Source organism: Mesorhizobium sp. M0018, assembly GCF_040323955.1.
Taxonomy (GTDB): Bacteria; Pseudomonadota; Alphaproteobacteria; order Rhizobiales; family Rhizobiaceae; genus Mesorhizobium.
Genome location: NZ_JAMYVL010000025.1, coordinates 1 through 18,615, shown reverse-complemented (window position 1 = coordinate 18,615; position 18,615 = coordinate 1). Strand labels below are relative to the sequence as shown.

Here is an 18,615-nt window from a genome sequence, read left to right as displayed (position 1 = left end):
CAATGACGCCAAGCATCTGGCCATCCAGTTCGAACTCGTCAAGGACAGTACGATAGCAGGCCCAGCCCGCCGATGGACGGGCACGGCCCTCTGTGCGCAACGGCGCACTATGTCGCCGTCCGATCAGCACGCACAAATACGAGCGGCAGGCTTTTCTAGGGTCGGAACAAGAATTGTTCCCAGCGACACGATAAGGTCGAACGGAGCATGAACTTCATGCGGCGTGGCGGAACCGAGCCGGAAATCTGAGCGGCCGGAAGCCTTCTGGCATCTGATGATCTGCATACCAACTGTAGATGTGTAGATGCCGGTCACATTGATGTGTTCCCAGCTCAGCGGCGAGACGCGCTTCAGCAGGTGATCCGGAACCTCGCGATGCATTTTGCCCAAGTGAGTGACGGCCCGTTCGATATAGACCGGATCCCAATGCACGATCGCGCTAACGACGAGGTTGAGGCCGGAGGCGCGGAACGCTTGGCTTTCGAATGATCGGTCGCGGGATTTCGCCGCGCTCGTGGAAGAAGACGGCGCACTTCAGTTAATGCGCACCTTCGCCCTTGAGGCCGGCTTGGCAGCGCGGACGTCGCACCGGTCACACACTTGGATTTGAAGGCTAGCGGGACATTAGCAATCAAGCAATTAAACCGGAAGGAGTACGCCAGCCGCAGACTGGCCGAGGAGTCCAGCATAGAGACCCGCGAATCTCAGGTCTTTATACGAATTACGAGATACGAATTACGAGCAAAGTGCAGCGCTCAGAAAAGTACAATGCCGGCGGCGAAGGAAATGTTGCAGTAGCGTGCATCGGAACGAGCAAGTAGCGCCAATTGTCGAGCGCCCGCGCGGCGCGGCAGAAGCTGCCGTGGTCCGCCGCCGCAATGGCGTAACGAAGCTGCGGATGTCGAACGTTATGCTCAAAATTGGCTTTTCGATCGAAGAGGTGGCGTTGCTTTTCGGCCACCGCCCTCTTCAGCCTGAAGTGGCGATCAGCCCAATTATGAGGGGCAGGGACGTAGGCGGCCTCCGGCTTCTCCTCCTGAACCACGGCTGAACGCCGCCTTCAGCATCGGTTCGAACGGCATCTCCTAAAACGAAGCCGTTCAACTCGCGGTCCCGTCCGCCAAAGGAGACGCCCTCATGATCCGCAATTCTTTCATCGCAACCGCGCTTGCCGCTCTTGTCGGCATTGTCGTCGCTGCCCCAGCCATGGCCAACGACGTGAGCATCGAGCAGTATGGCTGGTCTAATTCGGCTGGCGGCGCCCAGAACGGCTTCAAGAACCGTATCCGGGTTTACCAGAACGGCCGCTTCAACAAGGTGATCGGCCAGCAGCGCGGCCGCCACAACCTTTCGGCCATTGGCCAGCAGGGGATCGGCAACCACGGCGCCACCTATCAAAATGGCAACCGCAACGTGGCCGGCATCGCCCAGTTCGGCTCGAACCACACCACCATCTTAACCCAGGACGGCAACGGCAACATTGCTGCCGGCGTGCAGGTGGGCCACGGCTGCGACGCCGATGTCAGCCAGGGTGGCAGTGGCAATGTCGCCGCTTTCGTCCAGGCCTGCCCATAAACACGGCAATGCCGGGCGGCCCGTAGTCCGCGGCCGCGGCCCACGAACGCCAAGGAGACGAATATGCCACACATCGTGAAGCATCCCCGCCGCGTCATGGCCGCGCTCGCCCTGGTTCTGATCCCGGCCGGCGCGCTGGCGGCCATGGCCACCGCCGATCAGTCCCTCGGGCCGGTGCGCTGCGAGATCCGCGCTACGCCGGAAGTCGACATGGTCTCGTTGGAGGCGCTCGCCTATGCCGACAAAAGCGTGAGCGGCACCTACTCGTTCCATGTTGAAAGTGCCGCTCGCACCGGCGGCACCAATATCGAGCAGGACGGCGCCTTCAGCGCAGCGCCCGGCAAGCCAGCTACGCTCGGCGCCGTCACCCTTGACGCGAAGGGCGCCGTCTATGATGCTAGGCTCGAGCTCACGGTCGATGGCAAGAGCATCAGCTGTGCCGAGCGGCTCGGCGGCGCGACCTGATCGCATCGCCAGATTTACGAAAAGGGCGTCGGCAATCGGCGCCCTTTTTCTATGTGCGTCAGGCCGGGAGAAAAAATGACTGAACGACAGCTGAACGAAGGATTCCGGGAGGGTTCAGCCACCAAATGAGAAGGTTGGCCATAGGCTGGGCAGCCGGAAAATGGAGACCAAAGATGACCCGCAATATGTTCAAAACTCTTGCCGCCGTTCTCGTTGCCGGCAGCATCGGCCAGGCGGCGTTGTCCGCACCGGCTTACGCGGGCGGCTGGGTTTCGGCGACATTTGCCCCCGGCAACGCCCGCGACGCCCGCGCTCTGGCGACTGGACTGCGCTTCTATTCGTTGTATCGCGGCCTGCATGGTGCCAGCATTCGTCAGTCCGGACAGCGAAACGCAGCTGGCATCGGACAAAACGGTCGCGGCAATCTGGGCATCATCCAGCAGGAGGGCAATGGCCATTCCGCCACGCTGCAGCAGAACGGCAATGAGAACGCCTACGGTATCTTCCAGTTTGGCCGAAACACCGACGCCAATGTCGCGCAGAACGGCAATGGCAGTGGTGGCGCTACTTTCAGCTATGGCTGGTAGCGGCCGACCGATCGAGACTCGGGCCCAGAGAATCGTTGCGCGTCGCCCAGCGGCTCGCTTGCCTGGCGGCAGTTTCCAATGTGCTGGCGGTCGCACCAATGGGCGCGCGCGGAGTAGGTGCGATCCGAAGGCCTGCCAGCTGCTTCCCGCTCTTTTCCGTGAACGACCATGTGAGGTCTAGAACGCGAGGGCGGGCATTCATCGCGCTTTAGGTATCCAGTCCCGGAGCGCCGACTGACAACGCCACGTGGCGCGCTCGCGCGGTCTTATGACGCTTGAGCCGAATCCCATGAACCTTCATAGTTCCATTTTGACTGTTTCATGCACGGCGAGATAGAAGTCTCGCTTTCAATTGCTGGATACCGCCGATCTGAACCGCTTTTTTTAGACGAAATTGTGCCGCAAAGCGGCGCGAGATTCTGTTTTGCAACGTCTGCGGAAGATTTCTGTCTCTGCAGCGTTATTGTTTGTACGGATGGCGGATTGTCATGCTGACGCTCCAGAAATTCCTCTGCCTCTTCCTCCTCGTCGTTTTCGTGGCCGCTTCGGCGACGGGGGCTCACGCCCAGGGTGAAAAACGCCTCGCTTTCGTCATCGGCAATGCCGCCTATCCTTCGGGCACGCTCGTGACGCCGGCCAATGATGCCGGCCTGATCGCACAGACCTTGCAGGCGGCGGGGTTCGATGTGGTCGGCGCCCGCGATGTCGACCAGGAATCGCTGCGTGGCGCGCTGCGCGATTTCCTCGGCAAGGTTTCCGCCGCCGGTTCCGATGCGGTCGTCTTCGTCTATCTCGCCGGCCGTGGCGTGCAGTTTGAAGGCGAGAACTATTTCTTGCCAATCGATGCCCAGATCGCCAATCCAACCGACGTCCCGCTTCAGGGAATGCGGCTCTCAGATGTCTCGAAGTCGCTGGCCGGACTGCCGACCAAGGTCAACATCGTCGTGCTAGATGCGGCGCGGCCGAATGCATTCCCGCAGATGAAACAGCCGCTGGCCGGCGGCCTCGCGCTGGTCGATCCCGATCCGAACATGCTTATCGCATTCAATGCCGCTCCGGGAACCGTCGCGCCAGAGGGCAAGGGACCGTACGGCGCCTACGCCCAGGCGCTGGCCGAGATGATGCGCGAAGGCGGTCTGCCGCTTGACGATGTTTTCGATCGCACGCGCCTTCGCGTCAACGGGGTGACCCAGGGCGCGGAAGTTCCGTGGAACGCCTCAAAGATCACGGCGCCCTTCGTCTTCTTCGACCGCGCTCCGGATGCGCCCGCGCCCAAGGTCTCGGAGGCTGAGTCTCGGGCCAACCGGACCAGCGAGATCCGCGACTTCGACGCCCACGACGCCTATGTTGCGGCCCTCGACCACGACGCGCTCCGCGGTTACGAGGATTTCGTCGGCGCTTTCCCACACGATCCAATGGCCAAGCGCGTGCGTGCCATCATCGCTGCGCGGCGCGAAGCGATCACTTGGCGCGAAACCTGGCTCCAGGATACGCCGGAAGCCTACTGGTCGTACCTCAATCGCTATCCGCACGGTCCGCACGCCTGGGATGCCCGCCGGCGGCTGGAGCATTTCGATGCAGCGCTGGAGCCGCCGGAGGATTTCACCGTCTACGCCTACGATGTGCCGCCACCGGAGGAGGAGGAAATCATCTATGTCGATCGGCCCGTACTCTATTTCGGCGATCCCGATTTCCATTTCGAGCCGCCGCCGCCTGTCGCAGTGATCTTCCTGCCGCCGCCTCCGCCGGACTTCATTGTGTTGGCGCCACCACGGCCGGCAGTCGATATTTTCGTGTTGCCGGTGCCCGTCTTCGTGCCGGTGCCGGTATGGGTCAACCCGCCGCGCAACATTGTGCCACCGCGCGATAACATCGTCTTCAACAACATCCACAACACCACCATCATCAACAACAGGACGATCAACAACGAGACCAACGGTGAGGCTGGGCAGGCCAATGGTAACGCGCCGGGCGGCCTTACTACCGCCCAAAAGCTAGGCGCTGCCGAGGGTCTAGGAGCGGCCGCGCTAACGGCAAAAGTGGCGCTGCCGCCGCTGCTGCAGAAGAAGGCTGCACTCTCCAACCGGAACCCTGCCGCCCTGGGCAAGCTCGGCCAGGGGGCTGCGCAAGGCAAGCAGCCTGGAGGCGCAAAGCCGCTATCGAAGACGCTCTCAATGGATCATGCTTTGCCGGGAGCGAATGGCACGGCGCTGCCGCTCGTCAACGGCAAACCGCCGGTGCTCAACGGGCAGAATTTACCCAACAACAGGTCCAAGAAGCTGCTTAGCGAGCGAGGGATCTTGGGTGGCAGCCAGCAGTCTACGGGAAATGCCGGCGCTGGCGTTACCGGACAGGGGAATGGTCAGCAGAACGGAGCCGGCAATGGGCTGGGCAAGAACGGCAAGTTCCGCAAGCTGCCGACCGTCAACGGTGCACCGGCCGGGCAGAGCCTGAGCGCGCAGGAAAAGTTCAAGAAGAACAACCCAGCTGTCCTCTCCGACCAGGGTGGCGGCAAGCCGAAGAAGCTGACCCGCACGGATCTGTCTGCAGGCCAGGCCGTTGTCGGACCGAGTGATCTGGCGCCGGGCAACGGGAACAAGAAGTTTCGCAAGCTGCCGACCGTCAACGGTGCGCCAGCCCGGCTGGGCCAGAGCGCGCAGGAAAAATTCAAGGAGAACAATCCACCTGACTTTTCCGACCAGGGTGGCGGCAAGCCGAAAAAGCTGACGCGCAAGGACCTGTCCGCAGGCCAGGCCGTTGTCGGACCGAGTGATCTGGCGCCGGGCGACGGGAACAGGAAGTTTCGCAAGCCGCAGAACGGCGGTGGAGGTTCCGCCGGCGCGGAAGTCAACGTCCAGCGGAACTTCAAAGTCAACAAGCCGAACGAGGATCCGCAGCGCCAGCTCAAGCTGCAGGAAAAGTCGAACCTGCAGGTTTTCTCCAAGCCGCAGAAGTCTGAGTTTCACGCGCCGCCAAAGCCCCAAATGCAAGAGCGAGGCCTGCCGCAGAAGCCGGAGTTTCATGCCCAGCCGAAGCCAGAATTCCATGTCCAGCCCAAGCCCCAGATGCAAGAGCGACGACTGCCGAAGCAGCCGCCAGGCAAGAAGCCGTCCTGCGGGCATCCGGGCGAGCCGGCCTGCAGCAAATAGGAGCGCGGAAGCAATCGGGGCGCCGCAGTGGATCGATGGGGCTCTAGATGGACAGGAAATACGGACAAGGTTCTGTTCGCGTCACGCTCACCCGATGAGCGCTGGGTCGCCGGGCACCTGGTGCATTTCTGTATTCTCTTGATGAAAGCCTTCTGATGACAGCCTTCGCCCTGGAAAAGCGATTCAGGCCGAAGTTGGCGCGACTGGCATAAGTTACGGAGCGAATATTCGGCTTCAGTTCCTATGCCGTTACTGCGATCGATCGATGTGACGCCAATAGCTGAAGCGTTTCTGTTGCTGCCGGAGATGCAAGATCCAGTGATTTGATGGCTTCGACCTGGTTTTGCGCAGGTTCTTCGTCAATGCGTAGAAATCGATTTCGAAGGAGGCTGCTCATCTGAGACAGCACCAAATGTTCTTGGGCTGCCATTATTGTTTGGATAAGGCCACGGCGCGCTATCCATGAAAAAGATCCGGGAGCTCGAGATTTATCATGCACTGCGGAACCTTGCCGACGTGACGCGGTGCCGATCGAAAGCTGGTAGACCTCCTCCATCCGCGCGTGACAGAAGTTCAAAGCGTCGAGAAGTGCGATGATATCTGGTGCGTTCGCTACGAGACCACCGTCAATGTACTCGCTAGGGCCAATCTTCTTCGTCGGAAAAAAAGTCGGCGCCGCCGCGCTTGCGAGTATGGCATCTTCGATGCTCACTGCGCTGGCCGCTTTCCCCGCAATGCCTTTGGAACGGAAGATACTCGTTTCGCCTGTGGAGTAGTTGATGGCCGTGATGATGAGCGGAGGTTCGTAGTCGCTGAGTAGCGTTTCGGCAACGGGCTTGCCGAGCGTCTTACGAATAGCCTCAAGGATTGGAACCGGACTATAGAGTGCCGCGACCACAAGCCGTTTGACCCCAGTGGCGATACCACGAGCGAAGACCGACGGTCCGTAGTCTTTCATTATTGCCGCCAATGTCGTCGCTGGAACGGATGCTGAAAGGCCGGCAGCAAGAAGCGCGCCGATAGAGGTTCCAGAAATGATGTCGAAGCGGTTATTGCACCGAACGTTGAACTTTGACTCGCATGCGGCGAGAAACTCGGCGCCGAAGAGCCCTCGTAGCCCCCACCGCTCAGTGCCAAGATCTGAAATCTATTGGGAGCGGACTGCGCCATTTCACTTGCGAACAAAGTCTTCAGGATTTTCTACCGTTAGCCCCGGGATTTCTGCGTGCCCATCCTGATGGTAGTCCACGTAGACAAATGGGAAATCTCCCCTCCCAACCAACGCTGTTGCGATCTCAACCTTTGTCGCGCTAGGCACATCGAATGGCCGACCGTCGGGGTGTCAATATGTGATCCTCATGTCAAGCAAATCCCCCCAGCGTGCGGCGATCCGATGGTCCATCGCAATGATCCGGTCATCGCGCGCGAAATCTTCGAACAGCCTGCTTGCCTGGTCGATGAAGTCTCTGATCACCGGCACGGGATGCACGGCGGCTTCGGGCTTTGCCCGTGCCGCCGTGAGCGCTTGTTCAAGTTGCCATCTGATGGTCATGGGCGTCACTGCACTGATGCAGATATCGTCTGCATAGATGCCGCGCGAGTCTGCGGATTCTAACCAAAGTTCAGCGGTGAGGTTACGCCTCTTGATCACGTCAAAGATGCACTGGGAGCTCATCAAATAGCGCGACATGAACGACGACTAAAATACACGTCCGCGTCCGCCAACAGTCTCCTCTTGAGACCGAGGCTCAAGACGCATCTTCACAACGCTTGCATCGAGCGGCTTTAGCTGTGCAAGCAATGCACTCGCGGGCCTTCGCCGTGCAGTTTTGCGTTCTGTTCCATCGCGAACTGAGTCAATCAACGAGAGTATGGTATCCGACGATAGGACAAACGCCGCCTGAGGCAAATTGTCGACGCGCCCAGCCCTTGCAATCACCAGAGAACGCCATCACGACGTTGCGCCCATCAGCAAAATACCCGGGGGCGAATTCGACCGGCGATGCCATGCTGATCAGTCCGGTCGCGCCGAACACGATCCCGAAGACGATGCTCTTTGCCCAGAAGGAACGCTCGAGACGGTCACCCAGAAAGGCGAGGAAAAGCACGGCGAGAATGACTACCGCTGCGCTTTCGATCATGTTGATGACTGACATCATCCCGGTAGTCCGTGACATCTGAGCAAGGTCTGGCAGCACCGTAGGTGCCATTGCGTCAACGATTTATTAAGGATCTCGCACTCCCGTTGACGGAACTCCACCCGACAGGTAGGGAAGGAAGATGGTTTCGCCACCGGTAGCTATGGTCCATGCGCCATAGGGACCCACTGCTGTCGCGCCCGCTCGATGTTGCGGCCGGCAATGCGAATGGCCAGAATGAGCAGTTATGAAGCCATAAAGACCGAGACGGCGAAGGTCGACTTCGGTCACTATTTGCCCTTGAAGTTCCCCAGCGCGAGAGTTTGCAAGCGTTGGAAATGCTCGCTACGCTGGCCGACTGATCCCCAGTCGTCTCATTTCCCGATAAACGGTCGATCGGCCGAGACCCAATTGCCGCGCAGCTTCAGCCGGCGATACCTCGGCCTTGATCAGCTTGATTCAGGTCGAGCGGTTGTCGCCCAGGTCGTTTCCCTTTCGCCCGTGCAGCAGCCACCCCGTCTTTCGTGCATTCCGAGATCAGCCGTCGTTCGAAATGAGCGATGGCGCCGAACACGTGGAAGATCAACTCGCCGGCGCCGAGGACGTATCGATCTTCTCCTCAAGGCTGAGAAGGTCGATCTGTCGTCCCCGCAGCATCTTCACCGTTTCCAGCAGCTCCGCCAGCGAGCGTCCGAGCCGGTCGAGCCGCACGACGGCCAGGGTGTCGCCAGCGCGGGCATAATCTAGTAGCTCGGCCAAGCCCGGCCGGTCCATGCTCCTGCCGGAATTGACGTCGGAGAAGACCTTGATGGCGCCGGCTTGCTCAAGCCGCATGCTCTGGCCGGGCGAGATGCGGGAGCGGCTGTGGAAGCGCTTCCGGGAACATGCCGGGCCACCGCCCAAGGACATGCCAAGAGGTATCACGCCCGCAGCGTTGGGGGTTTATCGCACTGCCCCTTGGGCGGCTAATTTGTGCTTTTCAAAGATCGCTACCTTCTGCGGATAAGTGATCCGCACCTTGGCGTTGCACCCGTTGCATCTGAAGTGCGCGATCGTTCTTAGCGCAGAGCCCTTCCTTACCGCCGGATGCGAGCAATCCGGACAATCGAATGTGAGGGCAACATCAGACAAGTCTTGGGCTAAACCCATTTCCATCCCCTTCACAAGCGCTGTGGCTACACTTTGGCGGGCGTCAATGGCCAATACAGATGCGAATCCGGCTATGCCAAAGTAGGGCTAACAATTCGCCTCCCAACGCCGCCAAGCTAGTGGGCCGTCTCTGAGCCCTTTGAGGGACGAAAAGACCTAACGTCCTCCAGCAGTTCGCGCTCGTTGGTAGTAATGTTTCGGAAGACTGCGACAATTGCCACCGCTAAGGCCTCGGCGTCCCGGCTTAAAGGGTCGATGAGATCATCTGCGCAAACCTGATCAAACACGCTTTCACAAATAGCCAGATCAATATGGCTGAGGCAGGTGCGAGCGAAACGCGGACGCAGCATCTGTGCGAACCTTTCAGGGCCCGCTGCCGGTGGTTGCGGCGGGCCTCTTTTTGCTGATGAACCGCTGGGGCGTTTGTTGAAATGAGGTGACTCGCTGACTGGTACTTTCAATAATCCTAAAATCAGCGCGCACTCGCGAGCTCTAGACGTCCAGCTTTGTTCTGGGACATGAAATCCTTGCCGGAATTCCGCCGCCTCTTTCGGAGTTCGCATGCAACCAAATTTACTGTATTGATCAAGAATTGTCCTGCGACGAGCTTCGCTGTCGAGCTTTGCGGTCATTTCGGTGGACTCCTCAACTAATTTCACGACGACCGATTCTATACGTACCAAGTTGAAGAGTGTCGTTAGCTTCCCATCCAGAAACTTATCTCGGAATGCATTTCTTCCGTAAACCAGCTTGATCGCCGTTTCAGTCGACTCGAGTTCACCAGCCTTGCCAGATCCTGAAGTACATCACATGATTGAGAGGGGCATGGGGCATAGCCGATTCGGATATGGCACCACGCGATGGACACTAAGAGGAGAGACGAGGCCCCTGCGAGGCAGCCGCGGGACCTCGATCGGCGTCGTTGGCCACGCGAAGGTCAGTCCCACAATGAGGACGCTTCGTCGCTCGCGTCGGTGTCTGAACCTCTGTCCTTTTCAACGCTCGAACTAGCGCCAAAGGATCAATTAGCCGCTTGGCAGGCGCATATGGCGCCGCTGATAGAGGTCAGGTTGCCGGATGACAAATCGCTGAACGATGGCTTTCCCGCGGACCACACGGCTTGGAATCTCGGTGGCATGCTGATCGTTCAACAGCGCGCACCGGCACATAGTTATATGCGTTCTGCCGCGAAGCTTCGGTCCAGCTCGATCGATCACTGGTATATCGCCTTTCCACGTACTGGCCGGTCGTGGACGGAGGTCGATCGCCGCGTAGCGGAGAACCAGCCGGGCAAATTGGAGATCAGATCGCTTGGCTACCCGTTTCGCGGGAGGACAACGGACTCCGAAAGTCTCTTTCTCTATTTGCCGCGCGATTTGTTCGCCGATGCGGCGGCAACCCTGGACGCCAAGAACAATTCAATTCTGTCCGGCAACTTTGCCAACCTCTTGCTCGACTACGTCAATGGCATAGAAGCAAGACTGCGCAGCCTCACGGCTGACGATCTGCCCCGCATCGTGCACGCAACACGCAGCATGATTATTGCCTGCCTCGGGCCTCCGGCGGAACAGGCTGCGGCCGTCGAACAATTGACGGGTGTCGCGCTAATGGAGCGAGCGCGTCGATACGTCCACCACAATCTGGATGCGGCTCATTTGACACCGGATTCGATGTGCCGGGCGCTCGGCGTCTCGCGCTCTCGTCTCTATCAGTTGTTCGAACCAAGCGGTGGTGTTCTCCATTACATACAAAGTCGCCGCCTTCTGGCAGCCCATGTTGCGCTAAGCGATCCGGCGGACAGCCGGCGCATTGTTGAAATTGCTGAAGCCTTCGGGTTTAGTTCAGCGGCTAATTTCAGCCGGGCATTCAGCAAGGAATTCGGTTACAGCCCCCGCGAAGGCCGCAGCACTGTGGTGTTGCCGCGCCCCGCCAACTCTGTTTCGCTTGCCGGACAGGAGAAAGCCTCTTCCTTTGAAGGTTGGCTCAAAGCGCTCGGAAGCTGAGTACAGGATCGGCGATGCTGATGGGGCGGGCCCAAAACAGGCTTGCCGGGGCGGGGAAGACCACGCCGCACGAATATCTTCGTGTCGCGTCCACCGCGCCATCAATCACATAGCTGATTCCCGCCAATTCGCGATTTATTAACGAACTGTGACTGTTCGACGTTACCGATAATTTGTCGCCAGTCACGACGGAGCATACATTGCAACTGCGCTGCATGCGGCACTTGTTAAGACTGCGAGTGGAAAGTTTGCTAAGGTTGACAGTTATGCTATTCCTAGATTGGGGGCGCGAATTTGCACCGCCTATGGAGGTGGCTCTTGCGCCCACAGGCATCAGGCGTCGGCACGGAGAGTGAGGGGCCTTCCTCGAGCGATGCTCCACGTGCCGGCGATGGGATACTCGCTGACCTTTTGGCGAACACGACCGAACTTTTGTCAATCTATGACCGCGACTTCCGCCTGACGCACTACGCAACCAGGCTCAAGGGCGTGTACGGAGGCGCGGTGGCGCTGGGCGCCGCCGTATGGAGATCTACCCGAGCTTTCTCAATGCGAGGTATCGCGACGATTTCCTTCGTGTGTTCCAGGGCGGCTCTCCGGCAAGCATCGACTTGCCGTCATCATCAGGCGAAGCGCCCCGGTCCGTTTTCGTCTTCCCCACTGCAAATGGTGTGGGAATCATCGAATCAAGGGAACGCGGCGGGCGGAGCGCGGCGGAAGAGCAGGAGCATGTAGTTCTGCTCCATCAGGCAACGCACGACGTGCTGACCGGACTGCAGAATCGGCGGCGATTCGGTGAACGGCTGCAGCAAGCACTGGCGGCCATCGGCGGACCAAAGCCGAAAGCCGCCCTGCTGCAAATCGACCTCGACGATTTTAAAGCGGTCAACGACACGCTCGGTCATGGAGCAGGCGATACGCTTCTTCAACTCGCGGCAGGTCGAATCCGCGACGCGCTGCAGGACGGCGAATCTGCGTATCGGTATGCCGGCGATGAGTTCGCTGTCATCCAATTGGGAAAGGATCAGCCCGCGGAAGCCGAGCGCCTCGCTGGATCGCTTGTCGATGCGTTCAAGGAACCGTTTGTCATCAACGGCATTCCCGTCTTCGTCGGCTCGAGTATCGGAATTGCTTTCGGGCCGGAGCACGGGACCGACGGCGAGCAGTTGATGAAAGCCGCCGACATTGCTCTTTACGCAGCCAAGACGGATGGACGCGGTTGCGCTCGAACGTTCAACCGTTCGATGCTGCTCTTGCTCGAGCAACGCGAGAATCTGAGGCGCAGCCTTCGAACCGCGCTGGAGCGCGGCGAGCTTTATCTTGAGTATCAGCCGCTCATTCGACCTCCCGCGTCGGTGATCGGATTCGAAGCGTTACTGCGGTGGCGGCACCCCGAGGTCGGAATCATTCCACCCAGCGTGTTCATACCGATCGCCGAGGCGGACGGTCTGATGGACGAGATTGGACGATGGGTGCTCGAGGAAGCCTGTCGCCAGGCATTGACGTGGCCTTCCTCGCTGACGGTCGCAGTGAACGTGTCGCCGGCTCAGTTCCTTAGCGGTTCGCTAACGGATACGGTTGCTCAAATCATCGACTCAGTTGGAATCCGGGCTGACCGACTTGAACTCGAGATAACCGAGCAGGTTCTTCTTGAGAAGACGATCGATAATATCGACACCTTAAATACTCTGAACGTCCTGGGAATACGAATTTCGCTCGACGATTTTGGGACATACTATTCATCATTAAGTTACCTTAAGAATTTCCCCTTCGATACTTTGAAGATCGATCAGTACTTTATTGCGGACTTGGAGACCGATCTCAAAAGCCAAACGATCGTGCGATCGATCATGAATCTGGCGCACGGCCTGGGAATAAATGTCACTGCCGAGGGGGTGGAGACGTCGGCACAGGCACGGTGGCTGATCAAGGAGAATTGCGATTGCCTGCAAGGCAACTTCCTGGGAAAGCCGCTTGGAGCCGAGGCCATCAGCGATTTCATCAAGCGGTCCCCGCTGAGGGTGGTACGAGCGAGGGAGGCAAATCGAGCGCTCTAGCGCCTTGCACCTTTGTTAACGGTGAAGTCGAGATTTGTAGAACGATCGAGGCAGATACCGTGCATAGCTTCGAGTGGGTGCGAGACTGACTCATCAAGGGCGCGGTGAAATTTTTCTTCGCGGAGGCCCGCGAGGCCTCAATACTGATGGAACAAGTGAGATGCCGATGGGACCCGTTCATCATGATCTGACTGGCGAGGCGACTTTTGAGCCGATGATCCAGATCGACTTGGAGATCAAAGCTTTTGTCTCCGCTTGGAAACATTGCGATTATGTCTCGACATACATGGCCCGGATGATCAGTCAAAACAGGTCAGACTCGGTCCATCATGCAAATCTCTTTTCCTCTGCCTTCAACGAATTGCTGGAAGTCGCCTTTCGTACGCGCCATGCCGAAGGCGAACTGGCATGCAGGGTGTCTCGCCATGGCGCGACGGATAGGATCGAGTTGACAATTCCTTGTGTGCCGGAGGAGCGCCAATTCTACGAAGAAGCCGTATCGCAAGTTGCTGGAATAGAGGCCAGAGAACGATACCTCAATTCCTTGTCTGGGGATCTCGCGCCTAGCCGCGAGGTCGTACTCCTGGAACTGGCTGTCGACTACAACGCGACACTCTGGACCGAGGAGGCCGACGGCGATGCAATCAAGCTTGTCGTGGATCTTCCGCTCGAGGGCTTTCAAAATTGAACCCTTACGACCTTCTCCCGCGCTTCAAGGCGCAATACGACGCGAACAACCAGGAGTTCTCCATATCGGGAGTGGTCCGGCCTCAGGCGATCGATGAGCTTGGGCCCGCGATAGCATTGCTTCGCGATGCGATTGGCCGTGTGCGCGGCGTTCTCTACGTCAATGTCAGGCGCCTGACGCAGATGAACAACGCTGCGTTTCACACCTTATCGAGGATCATCATCGACGCTTGTCGCGCTCGACCCGATCTCAAATTCGTGGTCATCACATCAAGCGTCGTCGGATGGACCTCGCGAAAATTCGGTCGCCTGAGCGGAATAGAACCGAACATAACGGTCAAGGAGTATGACACCGAATTCTATCCGGGGCAGGGCTTCCTTGAGGAAGGAGGGTTCGTACCGATCCTGCGCACTCAGACAAAGATGACTTGGCGCCACGAGCGCGCAATCTTGCCGCGACACGGCATGCGGCCCGGCATCGTCATGGCCGACATCTGTTGCGGGATCGGTGATTTCGCCGTGCTCGCGCAGAAGGAGTTCCAGCCATCGCGGATCGTCGCCCTCGACCACTCCATGTCAAGCCTGAACTATGCTCGACAAGTGATGCGGGAGTTCGATATCCGGGGCATCGAGTACACCTATGGCGATGCGTCGGAGATGCTGCTCGACGAAGCGCAGTTCGACTTGGTCACTTGCCGACATTCGCTTCAAATCTTCAATCGACCTGAACTCATCCTCAAGGAGCTCTACCGCATATGCAAGCCAGGCGGTCGGGTCTATATCACCAACGAGAAGAATTCGCATTGCCTCGGCGAGCCGCGCGCCGAAAGCATTCGCTGGACCTACGACGAGGTGGCGAAGCTGTTCGGGCATTTCGAGATGGACGTCGAGTTTGGGCCCAAGAGTCGGCGATACCTGGTGGAAGCCGGATTCGAAGACATCCTTGTGGAGACCTTCATGGTCACTAACCTGGACGGCGATCCGCAGGACTTCGCCGACGTCATTGCGGCCTGGGCGGATGTCTATGCCGGGGAGATGGCGAGCAGACGCGGTGACGGACCGGAGTTCGTCGCACGGTTCCGGCAGGGCTTCCAGGATCACATTTTCGCTGCACTACACCCCAAGGGTTATGCGGGTTGGCCGATCTGGGTCGCATCGGGGCGACGGCCACAATGAAAGCCGATAACGAGCCTACACCGCGCTTCGGCCTGCGCTCCTTTCGAGCGAAATTCGTATTGGTCGTTGGCGGCGCCGTACTGTTCGACCTCCTGCTGAGCGGTGGTCTGGCGCTTTGGAACGTTCAAAAGCTGTCGCGCGACGCCACCTCGGAAGTCGGTGAGGGCCTGACGAACGCAAACCAGGAATACATTCGTTCCTATGCCGAGTCGACAGCGTTGAGCGTTGACCTGCTGCTCGATCGGGTTCACGGGGACGTCAAGGCGCTCGCTGGCGTGCTGCAGGCCCAGATCGACGATCCGAGGAGGCAGCAACAGGTCGGCGCCACGCTTTCGCATGAGGCGCCCGGCTCCGTGAAGGTTGTCTACAACGCGCAGGGCGATTGGGCGCAGAATCTGCCGGGCGCGCCTTCCGTGGTAAGCGTCTGGGGCTACCTGCTGGGCGCCGACCACAGTCCGCTGCCCAGCGTTCGGCAGGAAATAGAAGACAGTACTCTGATCGATCTCGTCGCGCCGACTCTCATGGCCAGCGGGTCGTCCAAACTGCAGATGTACTATATTGGTCCAAAGGAACGGCCGATCTTCCGGACGGTACCGTATACGGATCAGGCACAGACCTTCGACCGACTCTATCCAGGTCACAACAAGGCGGAATTCTGGGAGTTCTTCTTTCCGGGAATCTATGGTTCATGGCAGCAATGGGCCAGGGATCCCGCCTCACGTCCGGTCCCTGACGATATTACCCAGACGGCGCCTTACACCGATGCAATCACGGGAAAGTTGATCGTCAGCTTTTTCCACCCGCTTTGGACGCGCGATCGCACCGGTATCGCCGGTACGACGGGAGCAGATATCACTCTCGATCAGCTCGCGAAAGTCGTCGAAAGGGTGAAGATCGCTGAAACCGGATTCGGCTTCCTCACGATGTCGACTGGCAACGTGGTGGCGATCAATCCGTCGGGCCAGGCGATCATCGGCCTGACTTCATCGAGCGATGCGGGCACGCAGGGCGTCACCGGCTTGGAAAGGTCTCTGCGGGGAAGTACGCAGCCGGCTATCGCGTCACTACCTCTAGACAAGAACAATGACGGTGTCATTCAGCATATCATGCTCGACAATAAGGGCGAACACGTTCCCTATATTGTTGTCCTCAAGAGATTGAAGCCGACCAACTTGTGGAGTTCGGGACCGATCAAGTCCGAAACGATGTCGGTCGGGATCGTCGTTCCCGAACGGGAGATCTATGCATCCCTGTTCGCCGCGCAGGAGAGTATTTCTCGCGCAACCAATCGTATCCTGCTGTTTCAGATCGCGGCGATCGCCGTTTCGCTTCTGATTGTTTTTGCGGCCGTGCTCGGAATTTCGAAACGGATCACCGCGGGCCTCAGGGCACTTGCCAGCGCCGCCCAGCGGCTCCAGTCCAAAGATTATTCAGTCCGCGTGAACATTCCGACGCGCGACGAGGTTGGAGCGGCAGGAATCGCTTTCAACCGGATGGCCGAGCAGATCAGCTTTCACACGGAAAACCTCGAGCAACTCGTCGACGAACGAACCAGGGAACTCGGGGACGCCAATCAGGAGATTTCCGCACTCAACGAAAAGCTGCAGGACGAGAACGTCCGCCTTGGCGCCGAACTCGCGGTCGCCAGGCAGATACAGATGATGGTCCTGCCGAAACAATTCGAACTCGAAGCGATTCCGGGGCTGGAGATCGCGGCCTATATGCGGCCGGCCGACGAGGTCGGCGGTGACTATTATGACGTCCTGCAGAACGGGTCACGGGTCAAGATCGGCATCGGCGACGTGACCGGTCATGGTCTCGAGAGCGGCGTGCTGATGCTGATGGTCCAATCTGTTGCACGCGCGCTGCAGGAGACCAGCGAGGCGGATCCGCACCAGTTTCTGGATCGGCTGAACAGAGCGATCTACAAGAACATCGAGCGGACGAACACCGGAAAGCATCTCTCGCTGGCCTTCCTTGACTTCGAGGATGAGCGGGTAACGCTATCCGGCCAGCATGAGGACGTTCTCGTCGTGCGTGCGGACGGGGACGTCGAACGCATCGATACGATGGATCTGGGTCTGCCGGTTGGCCTGGAGAATGACATCTCGAAGTTCATTGCCACGCGCGACATCCTGTTCGGCAGTGGCGACGTGATCGTGCTGCACACTGACGGTGTGACCGAGGCGGAAGACCAAGACAGAAGGCTGTTCGGGTTCGAGCGCCTCTGCCAGAGCGCACGAAGACGTCAAGGCGGGAGCGCCGAGGAAATCAAAACCGGGATCATCGAGGATCTCATGGCCCATATCGGGATCCAGAAGATCCACGACGACATCACCCTCGTGATCATAAGGCACACATAGCCATGACAACGCTGTTCGGGACCCCTGACGTTGCAATCGGGATGAAGGAGAGCGTCAGTCGCGTGCGGCTGTTCGACGGACCTCTCGACTTGAGTTGGCGTCATTGTGCCACGACCTCGGACTTCATCGCCGATCTTTTCGCATTGCGCTTCCGGTCGTCCCGCAATGACTACATGGAAGTGCGGCACAGCATTGGATATCTGGTCAACGAACTCATCGAAAATGCCGTCAAGTTTCGCGCACCGGGTGAGATCTTGATCGAGGCGTCGATGGATTCGGAGTGCTTCAAGCTGAAAGTGTCGAATGACGTCGATGGTGAAGATGCGTCTGAGTTCCAAAGTCTCCTGGCGGACATCACGGTTGGCGACCCCATGGACCTGCTGATACAGCGAATTGAAGCCAATGCCGCCAACCCCGACGTAGGAGGCTCCGGACTTGGATTGCTGACGTTGATGAGTGACTACGGCGCACGCCTGGCTTGGATATTCAGCGCCGCCGACGAAAGCGATCGGATCTGCGTGGAGACATATGCCTCCATTCCGATCTCGCAAATTCACAACTAGAAGAAACGAAGCCAGGCTATGGAAATCAAGACAGACGACTATCGTGTGTGGACTGAAGGAAGCGAAATTTTCTTCGACGGTGCAATGCGGCTTGCCAGTTCCGAGGCCGGTGCGCCTATCACGGCTTTGGCGACCAGTGTTCTTGCCTCGAAACCCGCTTCCATTACGCTCAATCTGAAGGACCTTCACTTTCTCAACTCTTCCGGCATCAACCTGCTGGCGAAATTTACCATCGAGGTGCGCAAGCATCCCGATGTTCGACTCGTCGTGCGTGGAACGCCCGACATACCCTGGCAGTCGAAATCATTGCCGAATCTGAAGAAGCTGCATCCCGCTGTGGTGCTTTTGATGGACTGACCAGGTCCCGAAATTTGCCAAGGGACTGCGTGGGCTTGCGGCAACCCGAGATAGTATAGGTCAGCCGGGACGATGCGGGAGCTCCGCACCGATAGTGAGAAGGTGCAGGAGCGCGGCGCCTACAGCGAATATGTACACCAGGATAAGTATTTGGATGCCAAGCTAACGACAATCCGGCCTCGTGCGCAGATGCTCGCAATGGCTCGGCGGGGGCTCGGCACAGGCGGCAGGCGTCCAAGTTGGAGTTGTGTGCGTCAAGTTCTGCAAAATGGCGTGGCATTGCGTTGACGTCGGCGTGTCCGCCGCGCAGCCCCCGTGTTTAGCGGAGCGGCGGACACATGACGGT

At 58.8% G+C, this 18,615-nt stretch carries 16 protein-coding genes and 3 pseudogenes; 11 read left to right on the top strand and 8 right to left on the bottom strand.

Features of this window, described 5'->3' with window-relative positions; all coding sequences use genetic code 11:
- Positions 1-214: 214 nt before the first annotated feature.
- Both NKJ81_RS26970 and NKJ81_RS26965 read right to left on the bottom strand, forming a co-directional pair.
- A pseudogene (locus NKJ81_RS26970) lies at positions 215-592 on the bottom strand (Tn3 family transposase); the annotation flags it as partial.
- A 129-nt stretch (positions 593-721) separates the two neighbouring features.
- Positions 722-961 (bottom strand): hypothetical protein, encoded by a 240-nt coding sequence (locus tag NKJ81_RS26965; protein WP_352542271.1) that lies wholly within the window; start codon positions 959-961, stop codon positions 722-724.
- Positions 962-1,137: 176 nt separating this feature from the next.
- Between NKJ81_RS26965 and NKJ81_RS26960 the strand changes: the two genes are divergently transcribed.
- The 4 genes from NKJ81_RS26960 (at position 1,138) to NKJ81_RS26945 (ending at position 5,776) form a co-directional block, all read left to right on the top strand.
- Positions 1,138-1,575: a curlin gene (locus tag NKJ81_RS26960; RefSeq protein WP_352542270.1), complete on the top strand. Its 438-nt coding sequence runs from the start codon at positions 1,138-1,140 to the stop codon at positions 1,573-1,575.
- Between the two features lie 63 nt (positions 1,576-1,638).
- Positions 1,639-2,040, top strand: a complete 402-nt coding sequence (gene csgH, locus NKJ81_RS26955) for a curli-like amyloid fiber formation chaperone CsgH (RefSeq protein ID WP_352542269.1) — start codon at positions 1,639-1,641, stop codon at positions 2,038-2,040.
- A 173-nt stretch (positions 2,041-2,213) separates the two neighbouring features.
- The gene (locus NKJ81_RS26950) at positions 2,214-2,627 is read left to right on the top strand and encodes a curlin (RefSeq protein WP_352542268.1); all 414 of its coding nucleotides are present in this window, start codon (positions 2,214-2,216) and stop codon (positions 2,625-2,627) included.
- A 488-nt stretch (positions 2,628-3,115) separates the two neighbouring features.
- Positions 3,116-5,776 carry a caspase family protein gene (locus NKJ81_RS26945; RefSeq protein WP_352542267.1) on the top strand — a complete coding sequence of 887 codons (2,661 nt, stop codon included), beginning with the start codon at positions 3,116-3,118 and terminating at the stop codon, positions 5,774-5,776.
- Between the two features lie 241 nt (positions 5,777-6,017).
- On the opposite strand, the gene NKJ81_RS26940 is transcribed toward NKJ81_RS26945, so the two are convergent.
- From NKJ81_RS26940 to NKJ81_RS26920, 6 genes and pseudogenes are all read right to left on the bottom strand, one after another.
- Positions 6,018-6,923, bottom strand: coding sequence for a CBASS cGAMP-activated phospholipase (locus NKJ81_RS26940; protein ID WP_352542333.1), 906 nt, complete (start codon positions 6,921-6,923; stop codon positions 6,018-6,020).
- Between the two features lie 195 nt (positions 6,924-7,118).
- Positions 7,119-7,466, bottom strand: coding sequence for a PIN domain-containing protein (locus NKJ81_RS26935; protein WP_352542266.1), 348 nt, complete (start codon positions 7,464-7,466; stop codon positions 7,119-7,121).
- Between the two features lie 166 nt (positions 7,467-7,632).
- Positions 7,633-7,935 carry a LytS/YhcK type 5TM receptor domain-containing protein gene (locus NKJ81_RS26930; protein WP_352542265.1) on the bottom strand — a complete coding sequence of 101 codons (303 nt, stop codon included), beginning with the start codon at positions 7,933-7,935 and terminating at the stop codon, positions 7,633-7,635.
- A gap of 324 nt (positions 7,936-8,259) precedes the next feature.
- Positions 8,260-8,364, bottom strand: coding sequence for a helix-turn-helix domain-containing protein (locus NKJ81_RS32735; RefSeq protein WP_502904342.1), 105 nt, complete (start codon positions 8,362-8,364; stop codon positions 8,260-8,262).
- Positions 8,339-8,748, bottom strand: a pseudogene (locus NKJ81_RS26925) (recombinase family protein). Before NKJ81_RS26925 ends, NKJ81_RS32735 begins: the two are co-directional and overlap by 26 nt.
- A gap of 431 nt (positions 8,749-9,179) precedes the next feature.
- Positions 9,180-9,695: a hypothetical protein gene (locus tag NKJ81_RS26920; protein ID WP_352542264.1), complete on the bottom strand. Its 516-nt coding sequence runs from the start codon at positions 9,693-9,695 to the stop codon at positions 9,180-9,182.
- A 228-nt stretch (positions 9,696-9,923) separates the two neighbouring features.
- Between NKJ81_RS26920 and NKJ81_RS26915 the strand changes: the two genes are divergently transcribed.
- From NKJ81_RS26915 to NKJ81_RS26885, 7 genes and pseudogenes are all read left to right on the top strand, one after another.
- Positions 9,924-11,066 carry a helix-turn-helix domain-containing protein gene (locus tag NKJ81_RS26915; RefSeq protein ID WP_502904338.1) on the top strand — a complete coding sequence of 381 codons (1,143 nt, stop codon included), beginning with the start codon at positions 9,924-9,926 and terminating at the stop codon, positions 11,064-11,066.
- 318 nt (positions 11,067-11,384) lie between these two features.
- Positions 11,385-13,123, top strand: a pseudogene (locus tag NKJ81_RS26910) (putative bifunctional diguanylate cyclase/phosphodiesterase).
- Between the two features lie 166 nt (positions 13,124-13,289).
- Positions 13,290-13,811, top strand: coding sequence for a ubiquinone biosynthesis methyltransferase UbiE (locus NKJ81_RS26905; protein ID WP_502904341.1), 522 nt, complete (start codon positions 13,290-13,292; stop codon positions 13,809-13,811).
- A complete protein-coding gene (locus NKJ81_RS26900; RefSeq protein ID WP_352542260.1) occupies positions 13,808-14,986 on the top strand; it encodes a methyltransferase domain-containing protein in 1,179 nt (392 codons plus the stop codon). Before NKJ81_RS26905 ends, NKJ81_RS26900 begins: the two co-directional genes overlap by 4 nt.
- Entirely contained in the window at positions 14,983-17,349 is a 2,367-nt protein-coding gene (locus tag NKJ81_RS26895; protein WP_352542259.1) for a SpoIIE family protein phosphatase, read from the top strand. The genes NKJ81_RS26900 and NKJ81_RS26895 overlap by 4 nt, the downstream gene beginning before the upstream one ends.
- A gap of 2 nt (positions 17,350-17,351) precedes the next feature.
- Positions 17,352-17,912 carry a slr1658 superfamily regulator gene (locus NKJ81_RS26890; RefSeq protein WP_352542258.1) on the top strand — a complete coding sequence of 187 codons (561 nt, stop codon included), beginning with the start codon at positions 17,352-17,354 and terminating at the stop codon, positions 17,910-17,912.
- An 18-nt stretch (positions 17,913-17,930) separates the two neighbouring features.
- Positions 17,931-18,269 (top strand): slr1659 superfamily regulator, encoded by a 339-nt coding sequence (locus NKJ81_RS26885; RefSeq protein WP_352542257.1) that lies wholly within the window; start codon positions 17,931-17,933, stop codon positions 18,267-18,269.
- The last annotated feature ends 346 nt before the right edge of the window (positions 18,270-18,615 follow it).